This is a genomic window from Streptomyces sp. NPDC005863 (assembly GCF_042871345.1).
Lineage (GTDB): Bacteria > Actinomycetota > Actinomycetes > Streptomycetales > Streptomycetaceae > Streptomyces.
The window spans coordinates 52,592-67,051 of sequence record NZ_JBIAII010000019.1 but is presented as its reverse complement, the minus strand read 5'-3'; the positions used below and the strand labels follow the sequence as shown (position 1 = coordinate 67,051).

The window sequence follows — 14,460 nt, the reverse complement described above, 5'->3', positions numbered from 1 at the left end:
GACAGCAGAAGACTCGCGGCACCCACCCGCCACCACATCAACTTTGGTGCACTCTCATTCGTACGAGGTGGTGCACGTTCATTTGTACGCCGACACTTCTGGGCTTCGGCGGACACGAGGCGGATCTCGTGGCGGTCCAGCCAGGTCGTCGGGTGGTTGGCCCAGGTCCACTCGGTGTCGATCTCCTCTTGCAACGGGTCGGTGATGTCCACGGGGATGCCCACGTCACACAGGAGGTTGGCGGTGATGTTGGCGTAGTAGGGCTCCTCGTGGTCGATACGGACAAGGAGCATCGTGTCGTCGCAGACCGGCCGGAAGCCTTCCGAGGCGAGGGTGGCGCGGGCGGTGTGCAGCGTGGTGCCGGTGAGGGTCGCGACGACGGCGCTGGGGTGCTGCGGGTGCAGGGCGAGGTGAACGTGAGCGTCGGGTGCGGTGTCGGGCATAGGGGGCTCGTTTCGCCGGTCCGGGCCGATGCGGGGGTCGGCCCGGACCGGGGGTTCTAGCGGGTGGCTCGGGCGGGAGTCGGGGCGGTCCGCAGGGGTGGCCCGGCCCGGGAGGCGGCCGGGGTGCGGGCCGGGCGGGTGGTGCGCGGCGTGGCGGGGCCGGTGGCCTTCTGCCAGCGGGAGCGCACGGCGGTCAGGCCGGCCAGCGCCCGCCGGCTGCCGGTGATCAGCTGGTGGGGGCTGTTGGCCGGGTCGTCGGCGAAGGCGGCGATGCTGTTGGCGGCAGTCTGCGCGCGGCTGAGCAGGGCACGCTCAAGGACCTTCTCGCCCCAGTGCTGGGGCGAGCCGACCGGTGTGGAGAGAAGGGCCAGCAGATCCGCGGGGGTGATCTCGTGGGTGAGGAGGCCGCGGTGCTGGGCTTCCCAGAGCACGGTGATCGGGTCGACCGCCTCGCCGCGATGGGCGAGGGCGGTGAGGCACTGCCACAGTGCCGCGTGCAGGGGGAGCGCGAAGTCCTCGGGCACGAGCCAGCGCATTTGGCTGATCTCGGCGGGGTGCGCGGTTGCGGTGGCGATCAGGAGGCGCTCCTCGTCGAGGGCTTCCTCGCCGAAGTCCCTGGCGGGCGCCGGCGGCAGCGGGGTGCGCGGTAGGGAGGCGGGGTGCGGGGTGAAGCGGCCGGAGAAGTCGTCCAGGAACCGGGCGAGGGTGTCGGCCTGCTGGACGGTGGCCTTCGCGCGGTGAGACAGGGTGGTGTCCACCGCGGTTTGGGCCAGGCGCTCGGCGTGCAGGTGCAGGCTGCGGCGGGCGTGGTCGGCGCGGGTCATCCGGGCATATGTGGCCGCGTGCTGGGGCCAGGGGCAGACCTGGATGAGGACGGTAGGAGGCGGTCAGCCCGGGGGCATGGGGGCGGGCTGCGTTCAGGACGGTGTTCAGCCAGGCCGGGCTTGTGCGGTGTTGCTCGGTGCGGGGGGCCGGTGCCGAGCGCATGGCGCGGAACAGTTCGCCGTGGGTGTGGTTGGAGAAGTGGCTCGGATCCAGTGGGCCGATCTCGTCGAGGCGGTGGGGGTCCAACAGGAGTGCGCCGAGCAGGGATTGTTCGGCGTAGTGCACGGGTTGGGGCGGCGGAAGTTCGTCGAGGTCGTCGTTCTCGTCTTCGGTGGAGGGAGGGAGCATCAGGCGGCCAGGGTGAAGTCGTTGGGGGTGAGGGTCTTGCCGAGGTGCGGTGCCAGCAGGTGGGCTGCGAGCCGGGGCGGGACGGCGTTGCCGACCTGGCTGAAGATCTGGCCCTTGTTGCCCTGCCAGGGGTAGTCGGCGGGGAAGGTCTGCAGGATGCCGGCCTCGACGGCAGTGATCCGGATCGGATCCGGAGCTGCGACCGTGCCCGGTGGCGTGGAGGAGGCCGGCTCGGCCTGCCACACGCACTCGTTGGCCCGGTGACCGAAGAACAGGGTCCCGGCCGGCTCATCGGTGCGGACGGTGGCGTTGGCCTGGTTGTTGCTGCGCAAGGTCCAGCGCCACACCGTGGGCGTCGTCTGTGCGGCGGAGACGTGTTTCTCCGCCCGGCCATCCGCCCCAGCGACAGTCGACTTGGCGGGCGGGTGCGGCTTCCAGCTGCCGCAGTCGCGAGCGTCGCTGAGGGCCTTGCGGGAGCCGGAGGGGAACGGCTCGGGCCCGCCACCGGGGCCGCCCCCGGCACACACGGTCGGTACGGGGCGGTCCGTGGCGCCCCAGCCGAGGGCCTCGGCCATCGAGACCCAGCGCGCGCGGCCCGGACCGAACAGCGACTCGGGCTCGGCGAGTTTGGCGTGTGTGGGCGGCGGCGGCTCGGCGGTGCGCGTGCGCGAGGCGAGCAGGATCGCCCGCCGTCTGGTCTGCGGCACGCCGTAGTCGGCCGCGTTCAAGATCCCGGTCCAGGCCGAGTACCCCCAGGTGCGCAGGATCGCGGCGTACTGGCGCCACAAGGGCAGGACGTCGGGGACTTCTTCCATCGCGACCCACTCCGGCTGACCGCGCTGGTGCAGGGCGTGCAGGTAGCGCATGGGCTCGGCGGCCAGCAGGGAGCGTGGGTCACGGCAGGCGGCAAGCAGTTGTTCGCGGGTGTCCAGGCCCCTTGCGAGGTCGGCGACGGCCTGGTGGACCAGGGGCTGGTCGACGAGGCCGAGGCGTTTGCCGGCCATCGACCATGCCTGGCACGGCGGTGAGGCGATCAGCCCCGTGATCCTGCCGAGGAACGGCCACAGGGGGTAGGCCGCAACATCGGTGCGGATCGTCAACTGCCCTGCTGCAGCACGGGTTTTGCACGCCCACTCGTCCCATTCCAGGCCCACGTCCCGGATGCCGAGGACGGTCAGAGCCTGGCTCCATCCCCCGGGACCAGCGAACAGATCAAGTATCAAGAGGTCAGCCCGAAACCGTCCTGAACCGGCTCGACTTCACCGCGGCAGGCCCACGGGGAGCAGCCGTCGATAACCCCGTCCTCTAGCTCTTGGGCGTCTGCTTCGCCGTCTCCGAGTTCTTGCTGCAGGGCTGTCCATTCGGCAGCGGTGACATGGTCGATCGGCGCTTGGTCGAGCGGCATGCGCGAGCGGTGCAGGAATGCTTCTCCCAGCAGCCGATTGCCGGTGGCGTTGGCGCGGACGTTACCTTGCCGGATGGCCGCGTCGAAGGCCACCACATCAGCCCACTCCTGCGGCGAGAGGTCCCGGATGGATCTCCACTGCGCATTTCCATGAAAGGGGCACCCAAGGCAACTTGATTTCGGGGTATCGGCCAGTCCGATTGACGTCAAGTACCTGACGCAGTCGGCCCTTGACCAGTCAACCTCGATGAGTGGATGCCGGTTGCGCATGTACTTGACGTCCGAGTCCTTGGCTCGGTGGAATTCATCCGCCGAGATTCCGACCCACTGCTCCACGAAGACATCTCGGGGGATGCGTGCCGGATAGGGGTATCCGAGGAGTTCGCGCACCTGCTTTTTCAGGGGCTTAATTTTGTACTCGCCAGTGCTTCTCTGCACTTCACCCGAACGAGTGGCTATGGGTATGTGGGCTGTCAAGGGGCCTCCGGTGATGAGGGGATGGGGCGGGGTTTGGGGATGCCCAGGTCAACGGGCGGGCGCTGGGCTCTGCGTTGGGTCTCGTCGCGCTTGGAGCGGAGGAAGGTGAGCGTGAGGTCGATGCCTTCGGTCTCACCGGACCAGCCCTCGGTCTCGGCGCGTGCTCGGCGGTCGAGGAGGTCTTCCTCCAGTTCCGCGAGGCGGGGCAACATCTTGGGGTTGACGTGCAGCATCGGGCACCGGACGCAGGCGTGCTCGTGCTGGCAGGGAGTGCCGTAGGGGCGGCCGCAGGAGCCGAGTTCGACCTTGCGACGGTCGAAGTGCTCCTCGAACTCCGTCCATTCGTCGGGGGTGGTGTTCCGGTACTCGCCTTCGGGCCGGATCTGGCGTCGGTGTGCCAGATGCTCCTGGTAGTGCCGGATTACGTCCTCGTCGAACACCGCGACGTAGCCACGAGTGGTCTGGACGTTCAGGTGTCCGAGCAGGGCCGCGCCGATGTGGATCGGCAGGCCGCTGTTGACGAGTTCGGTGATGAAGATCCGCCGGAAGTCGTGCGGGGTGAACTTCAGTCCCTTGAAGCCGGGGTGTACTTCGGCGAGGGCGAGGCAGCGCCGCTCCAGCATCTTCTGGATCGTGCCGGGGTTGAAGATCGCGGGAACTGTGCCGTTCTGCCGTTGGAACAGGAACGGCATCGGAGGGCTCCAGAGCTTGTCGTGCGGGTCGTAGCGCGTCACCCGTGGGATCGGCCGGCCGGTGCGGGCATGGCGGCGGATGATCGAGGCGATCACGTGGAAGAGCTCGGCGGACATCGGGATGACGCGCTCGCGGTCGGTCTTGGACGGCGCGATGACCAGGAGCGCGATGACTTCGCCGTTGGACCGTTGGTACTGCCGGATGCTGAGGTGGGTCAGCTCGCACATCTCCTCGATGCGCACGCCGGAGTGCCGCAGTGTTTCCACCGCTGCCCAGTCCCAGAACGGGGTCTCCTCCTCGGCGGCGATGTGGACCATCTCGCCGCTGTCGTTGTTTCGCAGACGGGGTGGAATGGGCGCGCTGTGACGGCTCAGCTTGCGATCGGATTCGCTCAGCACCCGGGTGTAGCTGGTGCCGGAGAAAGTGAATGTCTCTCCTTCGCCGGTCTCCTCGGCGAGTTGGAGGAGCTGACGGGAGTGGTCGTAGCGGGACTCCACGTGCGCGACGAGCACGGGTAGCAGCGGCTGGCGCTGTCGGGTGCGGTCGGCACTGCGCTCGTTGATCCGCCTACGGCGTGCTCCCAGCCCGTGGAGGTCGGACGGAGGGACCGGGCAAGGGGCGACCCAGGTAGCCCACCGTTCGGGCTCCTGAGCCGCCCAGGTGTGCAGGTCGTAGTAGAAGCTGCGAACCGAGATGACCAGCCCGTCGGCCCCGGCGCGCGGAGCACCGTTGTCCTTGACCGCGATCATCTTTCGCCAGGCGGCGTAGGTCTCCGGAGAGATCCGCAGATCAGCTTGGTCGGGGCTGATCCGCTCGATCTTCTCCCAGAAGTGGTGAGCCAGGTGCAGGACCAGGTTCTTCAGGGTGCCGTAGTCGGTGTCCGCGCGGCGGCGGGTGAAGTATTCGATCAGCAGCCCGCGGACGGCCCGGTTGCGGATCGGGTAGTGATCGACGAGTTCCTCGACGCTCTTCTGGCCCCGCATGAGAGCGGCGCGCATGGTCGGCGGAACGGTCGGCGGCAGGTGGCCCGCAGCGTGCAGGACATGCCACACGCCTTGACCGCGGAGCCTGTTCCCGGCCTTGTTCCCCGGGTTCACGAGCGCCCACGCGCGCCGGTTCTCCTGCGCGAAGTGCAGCAGCGCGGGCGCCGTTACATCGCTCAGTGCGACGCCCTGCGAGGCCAGCAGCACGCAGAGGTCGTACAACGCCTCGGTGCGGTGCGCATACGAGTGCTGGTGGACCTCGACTTGCTCGACGAAGTCGTCCAGCAGAGGGTCGCCCTGGGCGGCGATGAACATCGTTGCGAAGCTGGACATGTGGTGACGCCGGAAGACGACCAGGGATGGCTCGATGACCCGCAGGCAGATCAGCGCCCGTAGGCCGGTGGACAGCTTGATGCTGGGGCTGCGCCGGCACTCCAGGTCGTTCACGTGCTCCAGCCCCTGTCCGACCGGGCTGGCGTCCCACCGCTCCTGCCAGGTCAGGCCGGGGTAACCGGCGAGGTAGTCCAGGACAGCGCGGGCGGCCATGCCGCGCTGCTGCCGAGTGGACACGCCTCCCTCCCAGACCTCGACGACCAGCTTCGCGATCGACCGTGCGCTGGTGGTGGAGAGGTCACCGAACGGGCGGGGCGGCGCGGCCGCGGTGGCTGGCTGCGGAGCCATCGAACCGCCGACGAATCGGCTGGGATAGTCGAGGCCCTCGGGGATCGGGCCATGCCGACGGCTGACGCCGGTGGTGGGGCTCGCGGCGGTCTTAGGCACCGAACACCGCCGCGATGTCGTCGGCGGAGTAGCCGGTCGGGTAACTCGTCTGCGGCCGGGGCTGGTTGTAGTGCTCCAGGAGCGCGTCGAAGATCTCCTCGACCCGCACCGCCAGATAGCGACTGGTGGTCTGGATGTTGGCGTGCCGGAGCACGGTCTGGACCTCGGGCAGCGTGAGCTTGCCTCCGTTGGCCATCCGGTGGGCCGCCGTGTGACGAAGATCGTGCAAGGTCCAGTTGGTGCCGAGGTTCTGCTGAGCCCGCTGCACCACCCGCCGCATCGCCCAGTAGGTCAACGGGCGGTCCTGCCCGTGCCGAGTCCGCCAGACGGGTTCGCCGGCCTGCGGTGTACCGGTGCTGTCGAGGTAGTGGGCCAGCCGGACACAGGCTTCCGGCGAGATCGGAACGAGTTCGCGCTCGCGGGTGCCCTTGGAGATGACGTAGAGGCCCGGCTTGGCCCAGTGAATGTCGTCCGTACCGACACCGAGCAGCTCCTCCGCACGGGCGCCGCTGGTGACGTAGCAGTCGAGCAGGGCCCGATCCCGCTCGCATCCCATCGCCGTGAACAGCTCGCCCCACAAGAGGTCGGGAATGGATCGCGGGGGCCGATGTGCGACCTTCTGCCTCAACCTGGACCGGCCCAGAACCGGCTTGGTCTCCAGCGGACTCAGGTGACTCAACGCCCGGCGCCGTTGCGGCGAAACGGGCACGGGGTTCACCACCGGACCGCGCCCGTAGTGCGCATGGAACGTGTAGAAGCCGCTCACCACGGACAACGCGTGGTTGATCGTCGTCGGGGCGTAACCCGGGCTCAGATACGGCTTCCCGGTCCGCGGATTAATCGTCCCCGGGAGTGGCGACTGAGGGTTGCGGCGACGACGCTGAGGGTTCGGTGCCGTACGCAGCCAGCCGGTCAGGACAGCCGTTTCCGCCTCGGTCGCCCGTTCCCAGGCGACATCGAGGAGCCACAGGAGCCGGAACCATCGCAGCATCCCGACCCCGTAGCTTCGGGAGGTCAACGGGCTGCTGTCACTCAGCGCCAGGTCGCGCAGGTACGCAGTGACGGGTTCCACTTCGTGCCCGAGGCCGTTGACGACCGCGTACGGAGGGTGGGCCTCACCGGTGTCCACCACGGCACCGGCGCGGGGCAGCTGGGCCCGACCCTCCATCAGTTCGTGACGTAGATCCACTTCGCTCTCCTTGATCGAGGTGTTGGTCACCGCGATCAACGAGGAGGAGAGGTGCAGATAACTGTGCATTGGCGCCTCGTCATGCCAGGCTTGCCGTCTTTGTTCAGGATATAGAGCGGCATGGAAGCGAATCGGTGATCCGGATCGAGCGCATCCCTTCTGATGTTCCCGGAGGAGACTCGTAGAATGGGTATTCCGGCCGGGCTGGCTATGTCCCGCTCCAGTCGGTCAAGGTGCCGGTAAACGGCCTGTGGCTCCCATCCGGTGTCGGCGACTCCGCCGAAAGTTCGCGATTTCTGAAGGTGCTTCATGGCGAACTTGCGGGTGCGGCTGCCTGATATCCGGGGGTGGGGGCGCGGGTTCGTGGGTTTGAGGGCAGGGGGATGCATGCGTGGGGCCTGTCGATCGAGGTGAGGGAAGCGGACGTGTGCCGGCTGGTGGGTGTCGGCGGTGGTCCGGGTTACTGGTTCTGTTCGAGTGCGGACTCGAGGAACGCCTTGGCGGCGTTGGCGTAGCGGATGGCGGCGCGTTCGCTGATGCCGAAGACGGCGGCCAGGTGGAGGGCGTCGGGGCCGTGAGTGAGGGCCTCTTCGAGCTGGCGGTCCATCCGGATCTGGTTGAGCGTCACGCCGGTCTCGCGGAACTGATTACTGAGCCAGTGGGGACTGGCGGGCTTCTCGTTCTGGGCGGTGTGCTCGTTGATGATCAGGTGGGGGTTGATGGTGTGCGGCCATCGCCGGTGTCGGTGGAGGAGGTACTGGGTGATGACCTGCGCGGTGAGGTCGTCGAGGCGGCGGGGGTGGCCTCCGATGATGATCCTGCGGTCGGCCAATCCGGCTTCGTCGACGAGGAGTTCACGCAGGGCCGTGGGGCGGGCGGCGTGAACGGCGGTGAGCGCGAGGATGACCCGGCGTAACGGGGTGGTGGCGTGGCTGACGAGGGCTTCGAGCTGTTCCGGGCGGAGCGGCGTCGGCAGGCCGACGTCGACTCGGCCGGTATTGATGCGAGTGGTGGGGTCGTGGAAGAGTCAGCCGATGCGCTTGTGGAACTGGAAGATCGACCGGAGTGCGACCAGGGCCCGCTTGCGTTTCAGGCCGGTCAGCCCGGCGGCGACGTCCTTGATGTCCTGGCGGGTGACCTCGCGAAGGTGCTGGTAGCGGGTGGACCAGTCGATCAAGGCGGGCAGGGCGGCGTCGAGATAGTTGCGCATGGTGTCGGTGGATCGCTGCTGGGTGCGCTGGCCGCCGTCGCGCAGAGTGGTGGCCCAGAGCTTGATCCCCTCGGCGAGGGTGGGGGTGAGGAGATCGAGTTTGCGCTGGAGCCAGGCGTCGAAGGTGGGGACGCGGTCGTCGTGGAGGATGCCGAGCCGGTCGAGGACCTCGGCGGTGTGCGCGACGTTGTGGCCAAGCTGGTCGATCGGGACGATGTCGGAGTAGGCGATGGTGTCGCCGGGCGCGTGCCCGGAGAGCAGGACCAGGAGACCGTCGTTGATCTCGCGGACGATCCACCATGCCCATCCGCGGGCCTCGGCGAGCCGGTGGGCGGTGTGTCTGGCCTTGATCAGCGTGGGGTTGTCCGGGTTCGCATGCCGGTCCCGGCTGAAGCGGAGGTAGTCGGGGCGGGCAGGGAAGAGAGCGAGTTGTCCCGGAATCTGCCAGGTCACCGGGGTGGGCCGGAGCGCGGGCGGTTTGTGGGGCCGTCCGCGGGCGCGACGTGGGCCGAGCGGGAAGACGAGGAACAGCTGCCAGGCGACCAGTTCGACGTCGGGCATCACCTCGCGGATCACCATGCGACCGAGCTGTCGCAGGGCTTGGCGGTGGCAGAGTCGGCAATGGCCGTGCTTGAGCGGAACCGTGCGGTGGCATCCGGCGCACTTCTCGCGGTCCCAGACGCGCCAGCCGACGCACTCGGGACACATCCCGCTGAAGGCGAGCACGCCCCAGGCCAGGCAGTAGCGGCAACTGCCCACGGAGCCGGGCGGGGTGGTCATGTGGGCGGCAGGGACCGGCCCCGTGGCGCCCGGGGTGTGACACGTTGGCTCTGCCCGACGGCCCGCTGCGGCTCTTCCTTCGATGCCGGTGCCGTGACGGCGTCCGGCTCAGGGATCAGCAGCTCGTCGATGCCGCAGCCGAGCACTGCGCAGATCACGTCCAGGTCCGCGAGCTTGACGCTGATCGGCTGTCCGGACCAGAGCCCTGACATCTTGCCGGCCGAGATCACCAGGCCCCGTTCGGCGAGCATCCGCTGGAGCTCGCTGGCCTTCCAGATCCCGCGGTTCGCGGCGGCCAGCCGGAGATTCCACCTCATCGTGCGAGTCCCTTCAGACGGGCTGCGGCTCGCTCCTGACCTGCGATCCACGCGTCCTCGACGTGGGTGTGCAGTACGTGGACGTACCGCATCGTGGTTGCCACCCACCAGTGGCCGAGCAGTTCCTGGATGGCCAGCAGGTCCATGCCGTGCCGGTAGAGTTGCGAAGCGCACAAGTGCCGCAGGACATGCGGGGTGAGCCGGTCTGACCAGGTGGGCAGGTGGTTGCCGACGGCCTCGGCCAGGCCGCGGCGCAGGGAGTCGGCGCCGACGCGGGTGGCGGAGCCGTCGGCGTGGTGACGTTCGGTGGCGAACAGCGGTGCACCAGGACGGGTGTGATCCGTGTCGAAGTATCCCCACACGTCCTCGATGTACCAGCGCAGCAGCCGGTCCGCTCCGTTGATCAGCGGGACCACCCGCTGGCGCGGGCCGGAGCCCTGGGTGCCCTTGCCGAAGCGGACGTGGAGCTTGCCGAAGTGGCCCAGTTCCCAGCGGACATCGTCCAGGTCCAGGCGGCGGGCCTCATTGATGCGCAGGCCCACCAGCGAGATCAGCTTCGCAGCGGTGTAGTTGCGTGCTGCCGGGGCGAACTTCCGGCAGGTCGCGAGGTCGTCGCGCCAGCCCGTGAAGAGCATCTCGACTTCGGGATCGGTGGGCGGGATGCGCAGGCCGATCTCTCCGCGTCCGCGCGGGCGGTTCATCTCGTCGAGCGGACAGGCGACCACCGTGCCGGTCATCGCATGGAGCTCGGCGCGGAAGCGCAGCTCCAGGAAGTCGAAGAACGTCGACAGGGATTGGGCGTATGCCAGCCGGGTGCCCTGCGAGGAAGACCGAACCTCCCGGCCGAAGTACGCATCCGCGTCGGAGGGTTGCATCTCCCAGAGCGGGCGCCCGAACCAGCTGCGGATCTGTTCCAGGTGGGACATGTCGCCCCGGACCGTGCCGTCGGCCAACCCGGCGGAGGCCCGCGCCAGGACGAAGCCCGCGAGTACGTCGGTCTCGAACGCCTCCAACTCCTCCGGGCTCGCTGGACGTCGTGCCGTGCTCAGGTCCCGTACGACTGCCAGCGCCACGCTTCCTCCCCGCAGGCTCAGCCAACGCGAATGAACGGAGGCTAGAACGAGGGAAGTTCAGGAATCCCGAGAACCTGTCAGGTTCACTCGGGAGGGTGGAGAACACGCTGGTGCCCCTGGTCAGGCGCGGCAGGGTCTGCAGGAGGAGCAGCGGGGCGACGGGGAACATTCGAGGTATCCCACAATATCGCGTAGTCGACCTTGGGGAGGATGCCCTTGGCGGACAGGGCGAGCATGGCGCTGGATTGCACTCCAGCGCCGAGAGAAATGCATCGGAAGGCGGGGGATTCGAAAATGGTGCGTCCTTGGGGAATGGGAAAGGGGGAAGGAGGCTCAGCGCCGCGGGGCGCCGTGGACGGCGCGGCATGGAGCACGAACGCGGTCATTGCCGTCAGGGGGGCACAACCCGGCTGATGCCGTCGGCGGGTTCGAGCACCGTGGTCGTGGGAGGTTCGCCAGGCGGGCCAAGAGGGCGGGGCCGTGCGACCACGAGACGGTCGGACGGTGCGGGCTGGGGAACATCGGCTGCTCGTTCAGCGCCTCGATGATGTGGAGCGCCGACTTGGCAGCCGCCCCCACGTCGTTGCAGGGCAGCGTCATTGATGTGGCTGTTCATGCGGGGGATGGCCTCGGCGTGACGCGCCGCGTGGACCGGGGCATCGTCAGCCGGGTTCCCGGCGAAGGGCGCTCCCTCGTGCGGGTTGACGGAGATGGCCTCGGCGAGGTCGGTGCAGGCCAGGGAGGCGTTAGCGGCGGTGGCGGACAGGGTCTCCCGCCCGGGGCGGCTGCCGGTGATGCTGGTGTACGCGCTGTCGTCCAGGGTCCTCAGGCACCCCAGCGCGGTTACGGTCAGCTCCTGGGCCGCGAGCAGAAGCGGAGTGATCTTGTGTAGCGCGTCGGTGCCAGGGGCGTAGGAGAGGTTGAGCACGCGCTCCTATAGATCCTCGAAGCTCCGTACCAAGGAGCGGAGTTGCTGTGACTGTTCGCTCAGGCCGGGCGGGGGCATGGGGCTCCGGGAGAGGTTCAGCGGCCTCGGGCGGCCGCCTGCGTACGGGGCGCGGGCCCACGGGAGGGGCCCGTCGTGGTGCCTGGGGGCAGGGCGAGGACGGTGGCCAGGGCCGTGACGCCGGCGGGTGTGAGGTGCACACGGTCCTGCGGTTGTCCTCCGATGTATGCGGGCGCGGCGGACTTGGCCTTGCGCGCGATGAGGTCCTTGGCTTCCAGTGACCGCAGCGTGCTGATCAGGACGCGTGCCGTGCGGTGGTGAACGTACTGCCGGTCTGCGGAGCCGGTGACCACAACGTGGCCGCGGGCGATCTCATGCAGAGCCATGTGCTGCGCGGTGGAGAATGATTCACCGGGCGCCGCGACGTCGCTCCAGCGCCGTCGCTGTATCTCAGCGGCTACGCGCGACGCGCTGTCCAGGACGGCCTCGGGGGCCAGTGCGGTCAACTCGCGTGCCAGTTGTGGGCGTTCGGCTTCGGATGCTGTGCTGAGGTAGGCGAGCTGTCTGAGCCGAACTACTGCGTCGGACAAGTCCGCGTTCTCGTAGAGCTGTTGGTCGTAGATCGCCTTGATGGCGTACAGCGTTCTGAAGGTCAGCTGTTGCGCGGAGGCGATGTGCGTTGCCGGATCGGGCTCGCTGTTGTCGGCGAGCACGAGGTCGAGCATGTCGTTGTGCTGGGTGTAGCGGTCGGCGAGGGCGAGCAGACGCTCGACGGGCGTGGGGGGGTGGCGGCACATCGAACAGCAGCTCAGCGGAGGGGGGTTGTGTCATGCCCGGGAGCGGTGTCGAGGGGCGGCTGGCGAGGACGGCGCTGGCGCGGTGGCGGGCTTCGGCGGCTGCTCGGCAGGAGTGTGCGTCGCGCCTGCGAAGGATTCGAGGACGGTGACAACGTCCGCGATGTGCCTGGTGCAGGCGAGAGCCTGTTGGTCCGTTGAGGTGTGGGTGATGGCGCGCAGCGTGACTTCGGGGTCACTGTTGCCGCACTCCAGGCAGCAACGGTGGCGGGGGTTCCAGTCGTCGGGGACGTCGTGGATCTGTGTCATAGGAGGTTCCAGGTGTGCTGACGCACGGTGCGTGCAGGTGGGGATGAGTGGCCTGTGAGGCCGAACAGAACGAGGGAGAAGGCGAGTTCTATGCGGCGGTGTCGAAGTCGGCCTGCTTGGGGGCGGCCTTGGCGACGGCCCGCTCGGTGATGCCCTTGGACGCGCGGGCGGAGGCGACGGACAACTCGTCGGCGCCGGGCTCGAGATACCAGGGGCGCAGGTCGAGCATCGCTGCGCGCATGCCGGTGGCAAAGCACAGGGCGGTGCCCTTGGGCAGGGCGCGGATGGCGTCGGCGGCCAGGATGCGCTCCTGGCGCATCGACACCGAGGTGCTCTTTCCGGACTCCGAGTGCGAGGTGGAGGTGGTCTCCACGTCGTGGTCGCCGATCAGGCGGGAGAGCTTGTCGGCGAAGTCGGGGTCGTCGATGCCGGAGCCGATGACTTTGATCGTGGAGGCGGACCACATGGCGTCCATGCCCGCGTCCCCCCAGACTTTCTGGCCCTGGCGGTAGGACTGCAGGATCGTGATGGGAATGATCCCGCGGCTGCCGAGGTGGGAGTACAGGTCCGGAAGATCGCTGATCTTGCACACGTTCGCGGCCTCATCCAGGATCGCGAGCATCGGCGGGTCCAGGCGTCCGCCGGCGCGCTCGGCCTGGGCGGTCGCGGCCCGCATCACCGAGTCCGCGCACGCCGCGATCAGTGCGCTGGCTCCGCCGCCGCCGTCCTTGGAGAGCAGGTACAAGGTGTCGGTCGAGGTGACGAACGACTCCGGCCGGAACTCCTCGGCGTCCTTCTGCGGGGTCACCCACGCGGCGATCTCCGAGTTCAGCAGTGCGGCGGCGTACTGTCGGGCGGTCTCGTAGATGCCGTCGCGGGTCTCCGGCGGCCCTTCGACGGTGCCCTTGAGCTGGGCAGCGACCGCGGTGAAGCCGTGGTCGCGAAGGATGTCGAGCGGTGTGCGGTCGGCGGGGAAGGCCAGCCACTGCATCACGTCGGTGATGGGGCGCTCGTCGAGGGCCGCGGCCAGGAACAACTGGCTCAAGATGTTGCTGCCGGCCTTCGACCAGAAGTCGCCCTGCCGGGAGGCGTCGACCGAGGCGGCGAGGAAGTGCCCGGCGAGCCTGCCGGCCCCGTCGAGGGTCTTGGCGGTGGCCAGGGGGTTCCACCACATTTCGCGCTTGGCGTGCGCGATCTGCTGCGGGTCCATCGACCAGGTCCGGCCGACGTCCGCCCGCGCGTCGAGCGTGGCGGTAAAAGCATCACCGGCTGCCTTGTTGGAGGTCAGCAGGACCGGACCGGGCGCGTTGAGGATGGAGGGGATCGCCAGGGAGGTGGTCTTGCCGGAGCGCGGCGCCATGATCGCCACGGCGACGTCCTCGTACCCCATGCGCACCTCGTACTTCGTTCCCTGGAGGTTGCCCAGGAGGACGCCTGTGTCTCTGGCGTCGATGTGCTTGGCGTCCTTGAGGCTCGGGCGCAGCGAGCGGGCTTTGGAGGTGATCGCCCTGGACATCAGCGGCTCAATGTCGGAGCGTTTGGCCATGCCCTCGATGCGTTTCTTGCGCCCGTCGCTGGTGCCCTTGTGCCGCTTGTAGAGCACGGCGGCGGTGAAGCCGAGGGCGAGCAGCACGGCGCCAGGCAGGATGCGCGTGCCGATCAGGAGGGACGTTTCTCCCAGGCCCGGCCAGAGCTGGTCGGGGTGCAGGAGGGCCTGAACGGGCTGGTAGGGGGCGCCGGGCCCGGAGTCGGTGGCCCGAGCGGTGATCTGCCCGCCGAGCCAGGCGAGATTGGACAAGGGAACCGCGACGGCGAGGACGCCAAGAAGGACCTTGAAGGCGATGTCCGTGGCGTCGGTGGACTGGTTGGAGGAGGGCTGGGGCAAGAG

12 protein-coding genes and 3 pseudogenes are annotated in these 14,460 nt (G+C 68.6%); all 15 read right to left on the bottom strand.

Annotated features, from left to right (window positions below; genetic code table 11):
• Positions 1-443: pseudogene (locus tag ACFYO9_RS38490) on the bottom strand (hypothetical protein); the annotation flags it as partial.
• 56 nt (positions 444-499) lie between these two features.
• Positions 500-1,267 (bottom strand): DnaB-like helicase N-terminal domain-containing protein, encoded by a 768-nt coding sequence (locus ACFYO9_RS38485; protein WP_358778202.1) that lies wholly within the window; start codon positions 1,265-1,267, stop codon positions 500-502.
• Positions 1,268-1,481: 214 nt separating this feature from the next.
• Positions 1,482-1,616, bottom strand: a pseudogene (locus ACFYO9_RS38480) (replicative DNA helicase); the annotation flags it as partial.
• A complete protein-coding gene (locus ACFYO9_RS38475) occupies positions 1,616-2,839 on the bottom strand; it encodes a DNA cytosine methyltransferase (RefSeq protein WP_358778201.1) in 1,224 nt (407 codons plus the stop codon). The pseudogene ACFYO9_RS38480 and the gene ACFYO9_RS38475, both read right to left, overlap by 1 nt.
• A complete protein-coding gene (locus ACFYO9_RS38470) occupies positions 2,836-3,498 on the bottom strand; it encodes a hypothetical protein (protein ID WP_358778200.1) in 663 nt (220 codons plus the stop codon). Before ACFYO9_RS38470 ends, ACFYO9_RS38475 begins: the two co-directional genes overlap by 4 nt.
• Positions 3,495-5,954 carry a site-specific integrase gene (locus ACFYO9_RS38465; RefSeq protein ID WP_358778199.1) on the bottom strand — a complete coding sequence of 820 codons (2,460 nt, stop codon included), beginning with the start codon at positions 5,952-5,954 and terminating at the stop codon, positions 3,495-3,497. The genes ACFYO9_RS38470 and ACFYO9_RS38465 overlap by 4 nt, the downstream gene beginning before the upstream one ends.
• On the bottom strand, positions 5,947-7,143 hold the full coding sequence (locus ACFYO9_RS38460; RefSeq protein WP_358778233.1) for a site-specific integrase: 1,197 nt from the start codon (positions 7,141-7,143) through the stop codon (positions 5,947-5,949). The genes ACFYO9_RS38465 and ACFYO9_RS38460 overlap by 8 nt, the downstream gene beginning before the upstream one ends.
• Positions 7,144-7,205: 62 nt before the next feature.
• Positions 7,206-7,454, bottom strand: a pseudogene (locus ACFYO9_RS38455) (hypothetical protein); the annotation flags it as partial.
• A gap of 149 nt (positions 7,455-7,603) precedes the next feature.
• A complete protein-coding gene (locus ACFYO9_RS38450) occupies positions 7,604-7,975 on the bottom strand; it encodes a hypothetical protein (protein WP_358778198.1) in 372 nt (123 codons plus the stop codon).
• 195 nt (positions 7,976-8,170) lie between these two features.
• On the bottom strand, positions 8,171-9,133 hold the full coding sequence (locus ACFYO9_RS38445) for a hypothetical protein (protein WP_358778197.1): 963 nt from the start codon (positions 9,131-9,133) through the stop codon (positions 8,171-8,173).
• Positions 9,130-9,450 carry a helix-turn-helix transcriptional regulator gene (locus ACFYO9_RS38440; protein WP_358778196.1) on the bottom strand — a complete coding sequence of 107 codons (321 nt, stop codon included), beginning with the start codon at positions 9,448-9,450 and terminating at the stop codon, positions 9,130-9,132. The genes ACFYO9_RS38445 and ACFYO9_RS38440 overlap by 4 nt, the downstream gene beginning before the upstream one ends.
• Positions 9,447-10,523 (bottom strand): site-specific integrase, encoded by a 1,077-nt coding sequence (locus ACFYO9_RS38435; RefSeq protein ID WP_358778195.1) that lies wholly within the window; start codon positions 10,521-10,523, stop codon positions 9,447-9,449. Before ACFYO9_RS38435 ends, ACFYO9_RS38440 begins: the two co-directional genes overlap by 4 nt.
• 391 nt (positions 10,524-10,914) lie before the next feature.
• Positions 10,915-11,451 (bottom strand): hypothetical protein, encoded by a 537-nt coding sequence (locus tag ACFYO9_RS38430; RefSeq protein WP_358778194.1) that lies wholly within the window; start codon positions 11,449-11,451, stop codon positions 10,915-10,917.
• Positions 11,452-11,546: 95 nt separating this feature from the next.
• The gene (locus ACFYO9_RS38425; RefSeq protein WP_358778193.1) at positions 11,547-12,266 is read right to left on the bottom strand and encodes a hypothetical protein; all 720 of its coding nucleotides are present in this window, start codon (positions 12,264-12,266) and stop codon (positions 11,547-11,549) included.
• 394 nt (positions 12,267-12,660) lie between these two features.
• Positions 12,661-14,457: a TraM recognition domain-containing protein gene (locus ACFYO9_RS38420; protein WP_358778192.1), complete on the bottom strand. Its 1,797-nt coding sequence runs from the start codon at positions 14,455-14,457 to the stop codon at positions 12,661-12,663.
• Between the last annotated feature and the right edge of the window lie 3 nt (positions 14,458-14,460).